At 64.6% G+C, this 17,138-nt stretch carries 16 protein-coding genes; 10 read left to right on the plus strand and 6 right to left on the minus strand.

Features of this window, described 5'->3' with window-relative positions:
• Nucleotides 1–107: 107 nt before the first annotated feature.
• Nucleotides 108–794 (plus strand): Crp/Fnr family transcriptional regulator, encoded by a 687-nt coding sequence (locus EN738_RS07335; protein WP_127283127.1) that lies wholly within the window; start codon nt 108–110, stop codon nt 792–794.
• 29 nt (nt 795–823) lie between these two features.
• Here EN738_RS07335 and EN738_RS07340 read toward each other — a convergent pair whose 3' ends face one another.
• Nucleotides 824–5,074, minus strand: coding sequence for a cytochrome P450 (locus EN738_RS07340; protein ID WP_127283128.1), 4,251 nt, complete (start codon nt 5,072–5,074; stop codon nt 824–826).
• A 129-nt stretch (nt 5,075–5,203) separates the two neighbouring features.
• Nucleotides 5,204–6,988, minus strand: coding sequence for an adenylate/guanylate cyclase domain-containing protein (locus EN738_RS07345; protein WP_127283129.1), 1,785 nt, complete (start codon nt 6,986–6,988; stop codon nt 5,204–5,206).
• A 421-nt stretch (nt 6,989–7,409) separates the two neighbouring features.
• Here EN738_RS07345 and EN738_RS07350 point away from each other — a divergent pair, with 421 nt between their 5' ends.
• Nucleotides 7,410–7,676: a PepSY domain-containing protein gene (locus tag EN738_RS07350; protein WP_127283130.1), complete on the plus strand. Its 267-nt coding sequence runs from the start codon at nt 7,410–7,412 to the stop codon at nt 7,674–7,676.
• Between the two features lie 177 nt (nt 7,677–7,853).
• The gene (locus tag EN738_RS07355; protein WP_127283142.1) at nt 7,854–8,291 is read left to right on the plus strand and encodes a hypothetical protein; all 438 of its coding nucleotides are present in this window, start codon (nt 7,854–7,856) and stop codon (nt 8,289–8,291) included.
• 9 nt (nt 8,292–8,300) lie between these two features.
• Here the strand turns inward: EN738_RS07355 and EN738_RS07360 are convergent, their stop codons facing one another.
• Nucleotides 8,301–10,190 (minus strand): murein L,D-transpeptidase, encoded by a 1,890-nt coding sequence (locus tag EN738_RS07360; RefSeq protein WP_127283131.1) that lies wholly within the window; start codon nt 10,188–10,190, stop codon nt 8,301–8,303.
• A gap of 410 nt (nt 10,191–10,600) precedes the next feature.
• Between EN738_RS07360 and EN738_RS07365 the strand changes: the two genes are divergently transcribed.
• Entirely contained in the window at nt 10,601–11,002 is a 402-nt protein-coding gene (locus EN738_RS07365) for a rhodanese-like domain-containing protein (RefSeq protein ID WP_127283132.1), read from the plus strand.
• A 7-nt stretch (nt 11,003–11,009) separates the two neighbouring features.
• Here the strand turns inward: EN738_RS07365 and EN738_RS07370 are convergent, their stop codons facing one another.
• Nucleotides 11,010–11,921, minus strand: a complete 912-nt coding sequence (locus EN738_RS07370; protein ID WP_127283133.1) for an alpha/beta fold hydrolase — start codon at nt 11,919–11,921, stop codon at nt 11,010–11,012.
• Nucleotides 11,922–11,968: 47 nt separating this feature from the next.
• Between EN738_RS07370 and EN738_RS07375 the strand changes: the two genes are divergently transcribed.
• Nucleotides 11,969–12,421 (plus strand): MarR family transcriptional regulator, encoded by a 453-nt coding sequence (locus tag EN738_RS07375; protein ID WP_127283134.1) that lies wholly within the window; start codon nt 11,969–11,971, stop codon nt 12,419–12,421.
• A gap of 13 nt (nt 12,422–12,434) precedes the next feature.
• Here EN738_RS07375 and EN738_RS07380 read toward each other — a convergent pair whose 3' ends face one another.
• The gene (locus EN738_RS07380; protein WP_127283135.1) at nt 12,435–13,046 is read right to left on the minus strand and encodes a pyridoxamine 5'-phosphate oxidase family protein; all 612 of its coding nucleotides are present in this window, start codon (nt 13,044–13,046) and stop codon (nt 12,435–12,437) included.
• A 74-nt stretch (nt 13,047–13,120) separates the two neighbouring features.
• Nucleotides 13,121–13,474, minus strand: a complete 354-nt coding sequence (locus tag EN738_RS07385) for a DUF971 domain-containing protein (RefSeq protein WP_127283136.1) — start codon at nt 13,472–13,474, stop codon at nt 13,121–13,123.
• Nucleotides 13,475–13,674: 200 nt separating this feature from the next.
• Here EN738_RS07385 and moaA point away from each other — a divergent pair, with 200 nt between their 5' ends.
• The 5 genes from moaA to mobA form a co-directional block, all read left to right on the plus strand.
• A complete protein-coding gene (gene moaA, locus EN738_RS07390) occupies nt 13,675–14,670 on the plus strand; it encodes a GTP 3',8-cyclase MoaA (RefSeq protein ID WP_127283137.1) in 996 nt (331 codons plus the stop codon).
• A gap of 52 nt (nt 14,671–14,722) precedes the next feature.
• Nucleotides 14,723–15,196, plus strand: coding sequence for a hypothetical protein (locus EN738_RS07395; protein WP_127283138.1), 474 nt, complete (start codon nt 14,723–14,725; stop codon nt 15,194–15,196).
• A 121-nt stretch (nt 15,197–15,317) separates the two neighbouring features.
• Complete coding sequence (locus tag EN738_RS07400) at nt 15,318–15,674, plus strand: hypothetical protein (protein ID WP_127283139.1); 357 nt, start codon at nt 15,318–15,320, stop codon at nt 15,672–15,674.
• A 121-nt stretch (nt 15,675–15,795) separates the two neighbouring features.
• Nucleotides 15,796–16,716: a DMT family transporter gene (locus tag EN738_RS07405; protein ID WP_127283140.1), complete on the plus strand. Its 921-nt coding sequence runs from the start codon at nt 15,796–15,798 to the stop codon at nt 16,714–16,716.
• A 60-nt stretch (nt 16,717–16,776) separates the two neighbouring features.
• On the plus strand, nt 16,777–17,138 hold a 362-nt coding region (gene mobA, locus EN738_RS07410; protein ID WP_145966831.1), incomplete at its 3' end, for a molybdenum cofactor guanylyltransferase.

Below are 17,138 nucleotides of genomic sequence, written 5' to 3' on the forward strand. Positions count from 1 at the left end.
CAACGCCGCGCCATCTGACCGCGCAACTGCATGGATCAACGCCGGGGGCTTTGACGCCGTCCTTTGTTGCCGTAAACTTCGGCGAGGGCGGCAATCGGGACATCAACATGGCTTTCGCCAGCGCGAACGACAGGAACGACCTGCCGCGCCTGGCGCGGATCGATCCGCGCCAGTTCGAACTTCTGTTCAGCGGCTGCAAGGTCGAGCGCTATGCCGCCGGCCAGCACCTCTTCGTCCAGGAGGATGCCGCCGACCGCATCTACGGCGTGATGAACGGCACGGTGGAGATCTCGATCTATTCGCCCGGCGGCCAGAAGCTGGTGGCCAATATCGAATTGTCGCGCAGCCTGGTCGGCGAGATCGGCGCGCTCGACGGACGCCCGCGCACGGCAACCGCCATCTGCCTCACCGCGTGCGAGCTGGTTTCGCTAAGCCGTGCGCAACTCTTTGATCGGATTGAGAAAAATCCCCCGCTTGCGCGTGCCATGATCGATTTGCTGTGCGCCCGGCTGCGCTGGGTCAGCGGCGAGCTCGGCGATCAGGCCTTCTTCGGCATCGAGGCCAGGCTGGCCAAGCGGCTGGTGTTCCTGGGCGGCGTGATGGCCGACGGGGACGGCTGGATACCGATCTCGCAATCGGAGCTGGGGGAGTTCCTCGGCGCGACGCGCGAGTCGGTCAACAAGACGCTGAACGACTGGCGCAGCCGCCGGATCATCGACATCAAGCGCGGCGGCCTGCGCATAACCGACGCCAGGGCTCTCAGTACCATTGCCGAATCGCAGGACGACGACTGAGGGCCTCATTTCGCCATTCGGCACCCGAATCAGAGCCGCGAGATCAGATAGCGCAGCGCGGATTTGCCGGGCATGAAGAAATAGCCCCCTCCCCGCGTGGTGACGAATTGCGGTATCCCTTTCAGCACCGTTACGCCTTCCCAGGATGGGATGGTGAACCTGCCGTCACCGCTGCGCGAGCCGATCGTCGGATCCTTTTCGCCGACCAGCCCCTGGAACGAGGTCGATGAGACCCAGGTCTGCTGCATGAATTCGTACTGGCGCTCGATGTCGGCGTTGAGGCACATGAACAGCAGGCCCTTCTCGACCTTCGCGCCCTTCCGGTCCTGCTTCTGGTAGGGGCGGCCGACGCGGATGATGCGGTGGCGCTTGCCGATCTGGGTCTGCGTCTCGCGGTCCTCGCCAAGCGAGTCGCGCGGATTGGAGCGGCGTATGTGGGCGCCGAGCGGGCAGCGATGTCCCTGCGGATCCTCGACGCCGAGGGTGAAATCATTGTCGACGCCGCGTCCGGGGCGGCCATCCGGGTTGCGCACCAGCGAGCTGCCGTCCGGCCAGCGGCCGAGCATCTTGGCGGCGACCCAGCGCGGCGTGATCGCCTGATTGCCAGTCTCGCCCGCTGCCTGCGCGGCGGCCGCCTTGCAGTAATCCTCGAAGCGTTCGACGTGCTGTTCGAACTGGCGCATCACGAGGAAGGAGCCGTTGCGGCCGAAATCGTGCGGCGGTGGCGGCTGTCCGGCGATCTGCCGGTTGCGGCGCACGGCCGACAGGATGCCGGAGCGGTCCTGCGCGGCCGGAACGGAGGGTGAAGCCGGATAGAAGCCGTGCTCGTCGCGATAGCCGAACAGAAATTCGCCGGGCGCGACCAGATGCATGGGTGCAGCACCCGCGTTGGCCCGCGCCGTGCCCCTGACGATCGGTTGCGAGACACCGTCGACGAAGCCGAAATGCTCGACCGCGCGCTTGCCTTCCCGCTTCACCGCGAGCGGCAGTTCCGAAACCAGCACCATCCCCGCGCCCGACGTCTTTTTCTTCAGCGCGGCCAGCTCGGTTTTCAGTATCTCGGGGCTTTCCGCATAGCAGACGACGACGGCGTGCACCGGTTTCTGCAGTGAACCCCACTGCCAATTGTCGGGAACGCTGTCGCCGAGATCGTCCAGGATACGGCTGCGTTCGGGATTGCCCATGCCGTGGCGAAAGGCGACGGGGAACGTGCCGAGCGGGTCGCCGTCGACGCCGCCGCCCAGTCCGAGGCGGCGAAGGCCGTCAGGGCCGAATGCCAGCGTCAAGGCGCGTTCGCGCGGCACGCCATCGCCAAAGCTCGCGCGGGCAACGACGAATTCGAGCCAGGCCTTGCGGCTTGCCCTGGACAGGGTCTCCGGTATGGCGATCGCCAGCATATGCGCATGCGCCAGCGCTCCGAACGGACCGAAGAAGATGGACTGGATCTCGCCGGTTTCGAGCTGCTGCTCCAGTGGCGGCGGGAAGGCCGAACTGATATTGGCCAGCAGCGAGGTGGTTTTCTGAACGGCGGTTCTTTCGGTCGCCAGACGCGGCAGCGAACCGAACAGGCTCAGCCAGTCGCGCGCCTCGTTGTCGCTAGCCGAAGCAATGCCGCGCCTGATCCGGGAATTGATCCGGATGGCCGCGGTGTTGAGCTCGCGGTAGGCCGAATACCAGAACAAGGTCGGCACCTGCTGCCGCCGTGCCCAGCGCTTGAACCGGTCGCCGTCGCGCGCGCCATCGAGGAAGAGCCAGCGCGTGCGCGGATAGCCCTCGGTGTTGCTCCACACACCGGTGAGCCCGGAAGCGGCCTTGGCGATGAAATCTTCCAGGTAGCTCTCCCAGCTGCCGCCATAGTTGGAGAAGAACATCAGCCTGTTGGTCCCGGGCAAAAGCACCCAGCGGGCGAAATGGATGGTGTTGATGGTGCCGAGGAAGCCCGGCCGATACACTTTCCGGGCCGTGATCGAGATCAGGTAGAAAGACAGCCTGAGCGCCAGCCGCCGCAGGAGTCCGGCCTTCATCGTCGAGATCGCCGTCATATGGTTTTGCGCGGCGCGATCCTCATGCACGATGATCTTGTCCAGCGCCTGCAGGTCGACCGGCGTGTTATGCGGACGGTCGATGTCTTCGAGGCGCCGCAAGGCGATGAAGCAGACGCCAAGCGCCACCGCGATCATCGCGATGAGCCCGAGCACGGCTAGCAGAAGCGCGGTGCCGGCGATGGCGATGGTGGCGAAGCTGAGACCGCTCGGATCGCCGAACACCAGCTTGTAGGTCAGCTTCCAGGAGACGAGCACCACGACCGCGACGGCCACCAGCATGGGCGGCGCCAGCAGCGTGGTGGTGATGGCCCGCCACCATTTTCCGGGCGGGCTTTCGAGCAGGCTTTCGGCCGGCTGGAAAGCCCAGTCGAACCTGCCCAGCGAGCGCACATGCCGGCGCGCCTCGGCAAGCACGGCGGCGGCGTCGCCATTGCCGGCGCGCGGCCGCTCGGCGATGTCGCGCACGATGCCGGCAAGCTCGGCTTCGGCCAGGATGCGGCGGACCGAATGACCCGGCGTGCCGGAAAACACCAGTCCTGCATTGCTGCCGAAGGATGGCGATATCTCGATATTGTGCTTGCGCAGGAAGTCGCTCAGCGCGCCGCCATCTGGGAGGCCGCAGACGTCCTTGAAGATCGGCCGCAGCCGGTGGCCGATGGCCTGGGAGACGCCATCGATGACCTCGCTGGCGCTGCCGTCGCCGGAGATTTCGAGAACCAGCGCGCCTTTCTCGACACCGGAAGCGTCATCGAATTCGCCGGTGCCGGCCACGGCGAGGCTGGTGAAGTGAATGGTGCCGGCGGTGTCGAGCGCGGCACTCATCTCCTCGATGGCCGGATTGCCGAGCATGGTGACCTTGTCGCGGATGGCGTCCAGCGGCACGGGCCGGACGACCGGACAGACCACTGTCACCATCGATTGGTCGACGGTGTGGCAGAACGCCGGCTGCTCGAAATCGACCTTGAGGCTTTCCGGATAGGCGCCGATGTTGCTCAGGCGTCCGGCCCTGCCGCTGGCGCGGCGCAGCTTCTCCTTGCCGAACAGCGCGCGCAGGCTTTCGCCGATTTGGATCCTGGCGATCTCGGCGCCGATGCACAGATGGATGCCGTGCCCGAACACCAGATAGTCGCGATGCGGGCGCGTTGTGTCGAAATCGTTCGGGTTCTGCACCGCGTCAGGGTCGAACATCGCCGACAGTGTCGCCGGCATCACCACCGTTCCGGCCTTCACCAGCCGCTCGCGGCGCGTCCCCCTGGCGATGGTCGCGTCGCGCGAGGCATAGCGCCACGGGCCGACCCAGATCGGTTTGAAGCGCATTGCCTCCATGATCGCCCGGTCCAGCTTCGCCGTGTCGTTTTCGGCGAGCGCCGCGTCGATGGCCTGCCTGGCATCGGGCCGCGACAGGATGACGTCCAGGCAATTGCCGCCGGCCAGCACATTGGTCGGCACGAAGCCGGCGATCATGCCCAACATGATCGAATGGATGTCCGGGCGCGACAGCCGGCCCTGGTCGAGCAAGGCGACAAGCCGCGCCAGCGGCTGGTCCTTCTGGCCCTTTTCCCTGATCGCGTCGATGGAGCGGTCGATGACCTTGATCAGCCGATCGCCGCCGACAACGGCAAGCTCGCGCGTGACTGGTTTGGCCGTAGGATCGGAAAAGAACAGCGCGCTCAAGGCGATCGCCCAGTCGGCGAACTCGGATTCGTCGTCGATCTCAAGCCCGAAATAGTCGCGGCAGATATGCACCGGCAGGAGCTTCAGCAGCCCGGCTATGGCGTCGAGGCCGGGGCTGGCGGCCGTCATGATGTCCCTGGAATGGCGCGCCGCGATCGGTCGAACCTTGGCCTCGACCTCGGCCGGTGGAAAGGCGCTCAGCACCGACGATTTCATCTGCCGGTAGGCGGCGCCGTCCTGCATGCCGAGGATGAAATTCGAGCCCCGCGCCAGCTCGGCCATCTCCGGTCCGTAAGGCGTCTCGAACTCGTCGCCGCGCTCCAATATGTCGCGAACGTCGGCATTCCTGGTGACGAGCAGGAAATTGCCGAAACCGAGGTTTGGCTTGAAGCGGCGCAGCAGCGCGAGGGCCCAGCGGGGATCGTTGAAGAAGAAGCCGACGATGCGCGACGCCAGGCCATTGGTGCGCAGCCGTTCGATGTCGAATGGCGGCATTTCCGACAGCGGTCGCTGGCTTTTCTGGGCTGCGCGGACCTTATCGAAATACTTTAACTTGATCATTCGCGTTCAAGCCCCCCGGCTGTCCACGTCATTGCGATACCGGCCGTCTCATGGCCTAGGTTTGCATCGATCCGGCGTATGTGATTCTCTTCACAGTCATCACATCCAGCCACCAGCCGGCCCGCGAAATCACGTCGCCGACCTCGCCAGTTCGAAATTGGCAATGAGGAATTCATTGGCGGATTTGTCGGCGAACGGGATCCAGCGCACGCGCTGTTCGGAGAAATCCGGATGCCTTGTCTCGAAAATTGCCAGTTCGCGCCTGGCCTCATCGGCGCGGCCGCTGCGCATAAGCGCGCCGATCTTCAGATACCTGGCGTAGAAATAGCCTGGCGACAGGTTGAGCGAGCGGTCGGCGGTGGCGATCACGGCCGGCCAGTTCTCGACGAAACTGTAGGCGACCGCCAGTTCTCCCAGATTGTGGAACCGATAGAGGTCGAAGGGGCTCAGCCGCTCGGTGTCGAGGAAGAACGGTATCGCATCGGCGGCGTCCCCGAGCAAAAGCTTGGCGCTGCCCATGGCCGAGCGCGCGAAGGCAAAGCTCGGGTTGATGTGCAGCGCTTCCTTCAGATGCTCGATCGCGGCCCGCGGCTGTCCCCGCATGATATCGATGACGCCGAGATGGGCGTGCGGACGCGCATCCAGGCTGTCCATCAGCAAGGCCTTGCGCGCGTACTGCTGGACCTTGTCGAGGTCGTCGCTGTCGCCGAAACGCAGCCACGCCCGCCAGAAATACCACCATGCCAGCTCATTCAGCACGGCGCTGGAATTGGGGTCCTCACGATAGGCCTTTTCGAAGAAATCGAGGGCGATCTCGGTATCGCCGCGCGTGCGCCGGTTCATGTGCCAGCGGCCGCGTCGCACCAATTGCCAGGTCTCAAGGCTTTCCCATGGCACCTGGAAGGTGCGCGCCTGTTCGGCCCGGTCGACTTCCTTGTCGAGCATGGAGACGATCTCGCTGCCGATCTGGTCGCGCAGCTTGAAGATGTCGACAAGGTCGCGGTCGAAGCGCTGCGACCAGACCAGACGCCCATTCGACGTATCGGCCAGCGAAGTGTTGAGCCGGATCTGCCCGCCATTGCGCGTCAGCGTGCCGCTGACGATGTAGCGCGCGCCCAGCGCATTGCCGATCACCCGGGTTCCCAGGCTGTCGTCGCGGAACTGGAAGCTGGAACTCTTGGCGATCACCGAAAGCCACCTCGTATTCGAGAGGCCGTAGATGATATCCTCGGCGATGCCATCGGCCATGTAGCCGACATCGCGCTCGCCGCCATTGCCTGCGAAAGGCAGCACGGCGATTGCTGGCGGGCCCTTGGGCGGCGCCTTTTGCGGGCTAAAGGCGGGGGAAATGGCAGCGAGCGGCGCCGCCGGCGACGCTCCGCTACCGCCGCCGCGGCCGGCTATCAGGACGCGCACCGGCAAGGCGATGTTCTTCAGCATGAATTCGCCGAGATCGGTGAACTCGGCGGCTGTCTTGTCCTTCACGTGGTGCCATGTCGTCTCCGAGATGGCGAGCCCGTCATGCGGCGCGAACTCCTGTAGCCTAGCCGCGATGTTGACGTCGTCGCCGTAGAGCCTCCCCTCGCGCACGATGACGTCGCCGGTGTTGATGCCGGCCCGGAACGGCATGCGCATGTCCTCGGCCACGGATGCATTGAGCGCAACGACCCTGCCCTGGAAATCGAAGGCGGCGCGCAGGGCCTCGATCGGGTTGCCGAATTCGGCCATGATGCTGTCGCCGGCATCGCCGAAAGTACGGCCGCCAAACGCGGCGCAACTGTCGGCGATGATGTCGCGCCGCTCCTCGAAGGCGGCGACGGCCAGCTCGTCGTCGATGCCCATCAAGCGCGAGAATCCGACGGCGTCGATAGAAATGATGGTCGCCAGCTGACGGGTGTAGTTCCGTTCAGCCATGGTCAAAGCCCCCGGTCCCTGCTTGCGGTCCAGCACGGGCGACTTCCGCTTTGTTGAACACTTCGCCGTTTGCCGACGGAAAATCCTCGGCAGGCTCGGCGCGCCGTTGCCACCCTGTTATGTCGGCAAGTCTAACAGGGTCTTCGCAAAAGCTCTACCACGATCCGCTAATAGAACGCAGCGCGCGACCGGCTGCATGGTTAGCCGTTTGTTACTCAAGTTCTGCCTCGCGAATTTTCGCTTACGTATTGAAATATCATCGGTTTATATGTTTCAAACGTGGCGAAAGCACATCGACGACGGCGCCGCCCCGCGGTCCGCCATGCCGACCTGGAACAGGCGTTGTGCTCACTGGCGGAACCAACCGGGACGCGAGCGAGTTCCTTACGGCACACATGCGAGCACGAGATGAGGGGCTATCATGCGTACTGTTGTTTTGGCGACCGGCCTTACTGTTCTTCTCCTCGGTGGGCCGGCCTTCGCGGCCGATGCAAAGCCGCTGCCGCCGCCCAATGCCAAGAAACTGTCGGAAATCCTTGCCAAGGTCGAGCAACGCGCCGACTTCCGCTATGTGAAGGAAGTCGACTGGGACGATGGTGTCTACACCGTCACCTATTACACGACCGACCGGGCGAAGGTCGAAATCGCCTATGATCCGGTGACCGCCGAACCCAGCGAGGCCCGATAGAGGCGCGCTCGCGGCGCCCGCTCGGCCATCCGTACAGGGCGACCCTCCCGATCGCGGCGAACGCGAGCGCGAGCGCCGCCCCTTGCGTCGAACCGTCTTTGATGGCTGACTGCTGCTCCACGATTGCGGGCACGGGGGTGCGGGGCAGTGGTAAAACACGTATTGAAGCGCGTCCTGATGATGCTTGCCGGCTATCTGGTCGCGGTGCTTGTCGGGCTGATCGCGGTGGCGGCGATCTATGGGATACTCAGTTCGCTGCCCAACGCGCCAGCCTATTTCGACCTCATGGGCGTCAGTCCGATCGCGGTCCTGCTGGTGCCGCCGCTCGGCATGTTCGTCTACTTCCTGACGATCATCCTGACCTGGATGCAAACCCTCGTCTTCGCGCTGATCGCAGAGTTCTTTTCGTTGCGCAGCTTCCTGCTACACATGGTCTTCGGCGCCATCGCGGCGGCGGCGGGTTTCGCGCTGATCTGGCCGGACGCGCCGGAGAGTCCGGAGCGCTGGGCCGACACGGGCATCATCGCCGCCGCCGGCTCGGTTGCCGGCCTGATCTACTGGCTGATCGCCGGGCGCGACGCCGGCTTCAGGCGTCCGCTTTTCGAGCGTGCCTGAGGGTGCCGACTAGCTCGCCGGAGACCGCACTGCCTCGGTCGCGTCGAGCGCCTGCATCAGCCGCGTGTCGCGATCATAGACGTCGTCGAAGTATTCGACATTGCCGGCCAGGTCGGGCCACGCGGTGAAATAGGCGACATAGACCGGGATGGTGCGGGTCACCTTTTCGTTCGAATGCCCGTGCTTCAGCTTCTCGGCGACATAGTCGACCGAGGTACCGAGCACCGCCGCCGCCATGCCGCGCGGGTCCTGCAGGCGCACGCAGCCATGGCTCAGCGCCCGCATGTCGCGCTCGAAGAAGGACTTCTGCGGCGTGTCGTGCATGTAGATGGCATGCTTGTTGGGGAACAGGATCTTCAGCTCGCCCAGAGCATTGGCCTCGCTCGGCTGCTGGCGCACGCTGTAGGGAATGTTGGCGCCGTAGGCGCCCCAATTGACCGCCGATGACGGCACGCGCCGCCCGCTCGAATCAGTCACCTCGTAGCCGGCGCGGTCGAGATAGCCGGGATCGTTGCGCAGCCTGGGCAGCATCTCGTTGACGATGATCGACTGCGGCACACCCCAATAGGGATGGAAATCGACCTGCTCGATCTGGTCGTAGAAGAAAGCGGTCTGGTTGGTGACCTTGCCGACGACGACGCGGGTCTTCAGCTTCTCTTCGCCATTGTCGATGTAGCTGGCGGTGAAGGCCGGTTGGTTGATGAAGACGCGCGGACTACCGAGGTCGGAAGGCAGCCAGCGCAGTTCTTCCAGCGCGACCTTGACCTTGGTGACCTTGTCGGCCTTGGAGGTTCCGGCCAGCGAAGCGACCGTGCGCGGCCCGATGACGCCGTCGCCCTTCATGCCGGCCCGCTTCTGCACCGCCTTGATGACCGGCACCAGCTCTGGATCGTAGAGTTCGCTCTTGCCCAGCCTGGCGAGGACGTCGCCATAGTCGCCGCCCATCTCGTCGTCGAGGTTGCGCGCGATCAGCGTCAAAAGCTTCGGCAGTTCGGGGCTGCTCTCGCCGGGCTTCAGCAACAGCTTGGGATCGACGACGATCTCGTTCTCCTCGCTCGCCTGCAGCGCTTCCAGCTCGACGCGCAGCGCCTGATACTCCGGGTTCTGCGGGTGTCGCGATTCCAGATAGGTGCGCACCTCCTGCGTATGCGCCAGGGTCTTCAGAACGCCTTCCATGTCCAGCGGCTTGGCCGGGAAATCATAGTAGCCGGTCATGCGATTGGGTTCGACGCGGCCGCTCTGGGCATCATGGGCATAGCGAAGCACGCGCGCCGACAGCGCCATCTCGAAGCGGACGAGCTCTTTCAGGCGCTCGTCCGCGCTGGCCGAGGATGACGCAGCAGGAACGTCGACCGTATAGTCGGCGGGCGTCAGGCCGTAGCTCGCCGCCTCGCCAAGCACCCGCACGGCATCCTGCGCGCGGCTGTTCGGAGCGGTGTCCGTCACCCAGATGAAATCCGGATTGGCCGAGTAATAGGCGATCAGCGCCTTGGCGATGTAGGGCTCGGCATAAAGCTCATAGTCTCCAAGTCCGGCGATCGCCTCATGGAAGGCATTGCCGGTCACCGACGGCACGAAGGCTGCGTCCTGTGGCTTCTCCGGCTCCGTTGCCGCTGCCGGCGCTGGCGACGACGTCAGCGCCGCGAAGTCGACACGCACCAGCCGGTCGGCCTTGTAGGTGTAATAGGACGGGCTGCTGATCTTGGAGCCGCCGCCACCCGGCACCTTGTTGGGCTTCGGCTTGGGCGGCGGCGGGAATTCGCCTTGCGGGTTATGCCGGACGCCGCCACCGAACAGCATGTCGAACAGGCCCTGTGCGCTCGCCTGCGGCATGCCGAGGCTCAGCGCCGCAGCGACCGCAAGCGGCATCACCGTGGCCTTGTTTCCGAAAATTCTCATGATCACCCGCTCCGGTTGTGAACCGGCTCCCGTTCCGCGCCGCTAGACGGTCACGCCCACCGCATGGCGGATGTAAGGCGCGATTATACCGATTCATACCGATTTCGTTAAGCTTCCATAAATTTCGGCGCGCCTGTTGCAGAACAGTTTCACAAGTTTGTGACGGTCTTGGGCAAACCGGCTTTGGCCTATACCGGTTGCATCGGGCCCTGGCGCAGCAGTCCGTGATCGAGGCGGGGCCGGCGACGAATCAACCTCCCGATCCGGCTCCGCCGGGGGACGATGCCGGACTGTTGCGGGAACGGCCCGGGCGATGGCTGCATGGACGCATCGCCAGCCTCGGCGCGGCGTGACAAACGCCGGCCGTTGTGCTGGAAATCCTCAAGACCAGCCTCGAGAGGTATGCGCCGGTGAAAAAGGGATATCGACAGCTGCTCGATGAGGCCAATGCCGAGATCGAGGTGGTTTCGCCGGAGGAAGCGGCGGGGCTGATCGAGGACGAGGATACGATCTTCGTCGACCTGCGCGATCCGCGCGAAGTCGAGCGCGACGGCAGGATACCAGGCGCCAGGCATGTGACGCGCGGCATGCTGGAATTCTGGATCGATCCGGAAAGCCCCTACCACAAGCCGTTCTTCGCCTCGGGCAAGAGTTTTGTCTTCTTCTGCGCCGGCGGCTGGCGCTCGGCCCTGGCCACCAAGACGGCGCAGGACATGGGGCTTTCACCGGTCAAGCACATCCTCGGCGGTTTCACCGCCTGGAAAGCGGCCGGGCTGCCGGTCGAGCCCGGGCAGAAGAAGAAGGCCGACTGACCGCGCTTCAATGCATGAGCGTCGCTTCGCCATGCCCGGTCGCGAAGCGGACGGCGTGTTCGACCACGCCCTTGTCGGCGAGGATGCGGCGATGGCCGAGCCCGTCGGCCCAATGCAGGCTGACGTGATCGCCGGCGCCGGCATAGCGCGTGGCATGGTCGGCCGAGACCTCGCGGTCGTCGGGCGCATGGATGACCAGCGTCGGCACCAGCGCTTCCGCTAGCTGGCGGTCGCCGGTGAATTCGCCGAGCGGCCTGCCGGAGAGCTTTTCGACGCGGTCGGCCATGGCAAGCTGTGAACGCGGACCGACATTGAGCATGCGGCTGAAGTCGGCGAAGATCGCCGGCAAGGAACTCGGCGCCGCGATCAGCACCAGCCTGTCGGCGGCAACGGGCTGGATGCCCCTGACGGAACCGGCGACGGCGTTGGCGGCAACGGCGCCGCCGAAGGAATGGCCGACGATCGCACTGAATGGCCCGAACCATTCGCCGGCGACCTTCGCCGCCTCGACCGCATTGACCATGTTCAGGCGGCGGCCCTGCGACTGGCCGTGGCCCGGCAGGTCGAGCGAGACGACCCTGTAGCCCGCCCGGCGATAGCCTTCGATCAGCACGCGCATGTATTCGGTGCGCGAGCGCCAGCCATGGATGACGAGCACGGTGCCGGCGGCCGCCCTGCCGGGCTCGGATCGGAATTCATGCACCATGACGCAGCCGGTCTTCGTTTTCAGCCGGTGATGGCGCGCCTCGGTCATGAAGGCCGCAGCCCGGTCTACGGCGCGGCGTTCGCCGTCGCTGAGGGCTTTCACATTGGGCGTGCGGCAGAACAATTCGAACGCGGCCCGGCCGCTGAGGCGGGGCGCCACATGCTCGGCCGCGCCGAACACGCCCCGGATGACCTTCAGTCCAAATGATGCCATAGTGGCGATCCATCCATTCGTTCAAGCATGAACATAATAGTTCAAACATGAACATTAAACAAGACCTGCCCTGGGACAACCCGCGCTTTCGCAACTGGGTCGCGGTGGCGCGTGCCTGCCATGTGGTGGAGCGCACGCTGGCAGTGAAGCTGGTGCCGCTGGATCTCAAGCCGGCGCAGCTCGACGTGCTGATGAACCTCTACCGCCATCCCGGCATGTCGCAGCATGACCTAGCCCGCAAGCTCTTGGTCGGCCGTTCCAACATCACCATGCTGCTGCCGCAACTGGAAACCCGCGGCTTGCTGCGCCGCGAGGGCGACGAGAAGGACAAGCGCGTGCTCAGGCTCAGCCTGACCGTGGAAGGCGAAGCCCTGCTGATGCAGGCGCTGAAGGTTCACATGGCGCTGATCGAGAAGGCTATGAGCCAGTCGACTGCGGAGCAGTGCGACATGATCGGCGAGCAGATGCGCAAGATCGCCGATGTGCTGAAGGAAGCCTGAGCGCCGGGCGCACCTACCACATCGTCTTCTTTGCCCGCTCTGGCCATTCCTTGTCATAGGTCTCGCCGTCGATGCTCTGGCGGCTGGTGACCTCGAGGATCCGGCCGGGCGTCGGCAGCGATTTTGGATCGACATGTTTCGCCGGGTTCCAGAGCTCCGACCGGACGATGGCGCGGGCGCACTGGAAATAGACCGAATCGACCGCAATCACCGTGACCGAACGCGCCGGCTTGCCGTCGACGCCGAAGGAGGCGCAGAGTTCGGCATCGGTGGTGATATGAGCACGGCCGTTGACGCGCAGCGTGGTGCCGGACCCCGGCACCAGGAACAGCAGGCCGACGCGCGGATCGCGCAGGATGTTCTTCAGCGAATCGGCGCGATTGTTGCCGCGGCGGTCCGGCATCATCAGCGTCTTCGGATCGTGGATGCGGACGAAGCCGGCGAGGTCGCCGCGCGGCGAGCAGTCGAGCCCCTCCGGCCCGGCGGTCGCCAGTGCGGCGAAGGGCGAGGTCTCGATGAAGGCGGCGTATTCGGGAATGATGTGGTCGAGTTCCTTGACGATCGAGGCTTCGCCCGGAATGCCGTAGAGCGCTTCAAGCTGTTCGACTGATGTGATGACAGACATCTGTTTCGTCTCCGAACCTTTGCCGGCGCTACTCCACATCCATGACGCCTTGACGACAAGGCGGATGGCAAGACCTAACGGTCGCGACCGAGGCCTTTCTCGGTCAATTCGGCGAGATAGGCATTCCAGCGCGCCTCCTTCTCGTGACCAAGCGCATGCAGGTAGTTCCACGTATAGATGCCGGTGTCGTGGAAATCGTCGAAGGTGATGCGCACCGCATAATTGCCGACCGGCTCGATCTTGAGGATGGCGACATTGCGCTTGCCGGGCACGGTGACGCGCTGCTCCGGCGAATGGCCCTGCACTTCCGCCGAGGGCGACAGCACGCGCAGCAGCTCGGCCGGCAATTCGAACGGATGATGGTCCGGAAAGGTGACGGTAAGCAGCTTGCGGTCCTTCGAGACCCGGAGTTCCTTCGGCGCTGTCATGCGGATCGTTCCTGCGTCATTTCCACCCTTCCCTACGCTGCTTCGCCGCAGGCGAAAAGGCCATTGCAGGGCGGCCGACACGCGATGTCGGTCGGGGAATGTTACCAAAGATCAAGACAGGCTATCTTGAATGAAAGGCCGTATCGTATCACATAGCGGTATATAACGGCGCCGTTCGCGGCCACGGGAAACGCAAAAGCATGGACATGATCGATCCTTTCGGTCGAACGATCAGCTACCTGCGCGTGTCGGTCACCGACCGCTGCGATTTCCGCTGCACCTATTGCATGGCCGAGGACATGACCTTCCTGCCCAAGAAGGATCTCCTGTCGCTTGAAGAGCTCGACCGGCTCTGCACCGTCTTCATCGAAAAGGGCGTGCGGAAACTGCGCCTCACCGGCGGCGAGCCGCTGGTGCGCAAGAACATCATGCACCTCGTGCGCCAGCTGTCGCGGCATCTGAAGAGCGGCGCGCTGGAAGAGCTGACGCTGACCACCAACGGCTCGCAGCTGTCGCGCTTCGCCGCCGAGCTCGCCGATTGCGGGGTCGAGCGCATCAACGTCTCGCTGGACACGCTCGACGCCGACAAGTTCCACCAGATCACCCGCTGGGGCCATCTCGGCAAGGTCATGGAAGGCATCGACGCCGCCCAGGCGGCCGGGCTGAAGGTCAAGCTCAACGCGGTGGCGCTGAAAGACTTCAACGACGAGGAACTGCCCGAGATGATGCGCTGGGCGCATGGCCGTGGCATGGACCTCACCGTCATCGAAACCATGCCGATGGGCGAAATCGACGCCGACCGCACCGACCAGTACCTGCCGCTGTCGTTGCTCAGGGCCCAGCTCGAGCGCCAGTTCACGCTGAGCGACATCCCCTACAAGACCGGCGGCCCGGCCCGTTACGTCCATGTCGCCGAGACCGGCGGCAGGCTAGGCTTCATCACCCCGATGACGCATAATTTCTGCGAAAGCTGCAACCGCGTCAGGCTGACCTGCACCGGCACCCTCTATATGTGCCTCGGTCAGGAAGACGCCGCCGACTTGCGCGCGCCGTTGCGTGCGTCCGAAGGCAACGAGCTGGTCTCCGCGGCAATCGAGGAGGCGATCGGGCGCAAGCCCAAGGGCCATGACTTCGTCATCGACCGCCGCACCAGCCGGCCGGCGGTGTCCCGGCATATGAGCGTCACCGGCGGCTGATCTTTTCCGCCATTGAGGCAAGGATCGCCTCCGTCATTGGCTGGAGACTGGCTTGAAGCACCTTTTCCCGACCCTGGCCATCGCAGCGTTGAGCATCGCAGCGGCAGCCAGCGCCGCGCCGTTCACCTACACCAATCAGCGCTTTGGCACCGTCTGCACCTTTCCGGACGAGATCTTCAGCATTCGCGAGCCCGAGCCGGAGAATGGCGACGGGCAGCAATGGAGCGCGCCCGACGGAGCCAGCCTGATCTGCTCTGGCATCCTCAACGTCGATGACGACACGCCGAAAAGCTTTGTCTCCTCCGAGAAGGCCAGCGCCGAGCCAGGCTACAAGATCACCTACAGCAAGGCCGGCAAGGATTGGGCGGTGCTGTCCGGCATCAAGGACGGCAAGATCTTCTACGAGCGACGCCTGTTCGGAAAGGACGGCGTCATCCGCACGGTCTGGATCGAGTATTCGCAAGCTCTGAAATCGAAATACGATCCGCTTGTTGGCGTCATTGCCGGAAGCCTCAAGGGGCCGTGAGCATTTTGCGCCACACCACGAAATAATCCTCGCCCGCCAAAGGGCGGCCGATTTACCGACTCGATGTTCCAGCCTAGCCTTCCAGTGGACGTGATTTTTTCACTCACAGGGGGAATGCAACATGCGCAAATTCATTCTTGCTCTTGCAATGCTCGGCTTTGCGGCGGCACCGGGGGCGGCGCAGTCGATCGGCGGCAACTATACGGTCGCCGGCACCAATTTCGACGGCTCCGCCTATGGTGGCGAGGCGACCATCACGCTGACCAGCGAGACGACCTGCACCATCCATTGGGAAACCGGCGGATCGTCGTCCGACGGCATCTGCATGCGCAACGACAATGCTTTCTCCGCCGGCTATGTGATGGGCAAGGAGATCGGCCTCGTCGTCTACAAGGTCGAGGAAGACGGCTCGTTGCACGGCCTCTGGACCATCGCCGGCAAGGAAGGCAGCGGCACCGAAGTGCTGACGCCGAAATAAGCCCTTTCGCCTTCGCGCCGATCTTTGCGGGCCACGGCGACAAACCGTGGCCCAGTGCTTTGGCGTTGCTGTTTTGCGGCCGGCTGATAGAGGCTGATCCAAAGCACAACCGGTGACGCCCTTGCCTCTTTCGCCAAACCTGCGCGGCGCGCTGTTCATGATGGTGGCCATGGTCGGCTTCACCCTCAACGACGCGATCACCAAATTCTCCTCCGAATCGATGAACATGGCGCAGGTCATGCTGATCCGCGGCGCCTTCGCCTCGCTGTTCGTCGGTCTGCTTGCCTGGCAACGCGGCGCGCTGGCAGCGCCACGGTCCATGCTGCAGCCGATGGTGGCGATGCGCGTGGCCGGCGAAGCCGGCGCCACGGTCTCGTTCCTGGTCGCGCTGGCGCACCTGCCGATCGCCAACGTCTCGGCGGTGCTGCAGGCGCTGCCGCTGGCAGTGACCATGGGCGCGGCGCTTTTCTTCGGCGAAGGTGTCGGCTGGCGGCGCTGGCTGGCGATTGCCGTCGGCTTCGCCGGGGTGCTGGTCATCGTGAGGCCGGGCTTCGAAGGCTTCAGCATCTATTCGCTGCTGGCGCTGGCGAGCGTCGCCTGCTGCGCGGTGCGCGATCTCTCCACCAGGCGCATCCCGCAAGCGATCCCGACGCTTCTGGTATCGACCGCCACGGCGCTGGCCATGACGGTGCTGGGTGCGGCGCTGCTCGCCCCGATGGGCGGCTGGACGCCGATGAGCGGCAGGGCCACCGCGCTCCTGGCGCTCGCCGCGGTGCTGGTGCTCATCGGCTACCAGTTCATCATCATGGCAATGCGCTCCGGCGACATCTCCTTCATCGCGCCGTTCCGCTACACCGCCCTGCTCTGGTCGATCCTGCTCGGCCTCGTCATCTTCGGCGACATTCCGGACCTGCCGATGATCATCGGCGCCACCATCATCGTCGGCTCGGGCCTCTACGCCCTCTATCGCGAACGCATCGTCGGCCGGCGGCAGACCGCCGCCGAAAGCGCTGGACCTGACATGGCGCCGGACGGCATATAGGACCAAGCCTTGGGGAAGCGCCTGCTGGCGGCAATTCCGGGCGGCAAGAGACAGCGGACAATGGATCGCAACATAGCGGGCATCATTCTGGCCGGCGGCCAGTCGCGGCGCATGGGCGGCGGCGACAAGACCCTGCTTGAGCTTGGCGGCCGCAGCCTGCTCGACCATGTCGTCAAGCGTCTTGCTCCGCAGGCCGGACCGCTGGCGCTGAGCGCCAATGGCGACCCGACGCGCTTCGCCAGCTTCGGGCTGCCGGTGCTTGCCGATTCGGTGGAGGGTCATGCGGGACCGCTGGCCGGCATCCTGACCGGCATCGAGTGGGCATCGATCGGCTGCGATGCCGTGGTCACGGTCGCCGGCGACACGCCCTTTTTCCCCAAAAATCTGGTCGAGCGACTGGCTGCGGCCGCCGGCTCAAAGCC

The organism is Mesorhizobium sp. M4B.F.Ca.ET.017.02.2.1, from assembly GCF_003998955.1.
Taxonomy (GTDB): domain Bacteria; phylum Pseudomonadota; class Alphaproteobacteria; order Rhizobiales; family Rhizobiaceae; genus Mesorhizobium; species Mesorhizobium abyssinicae.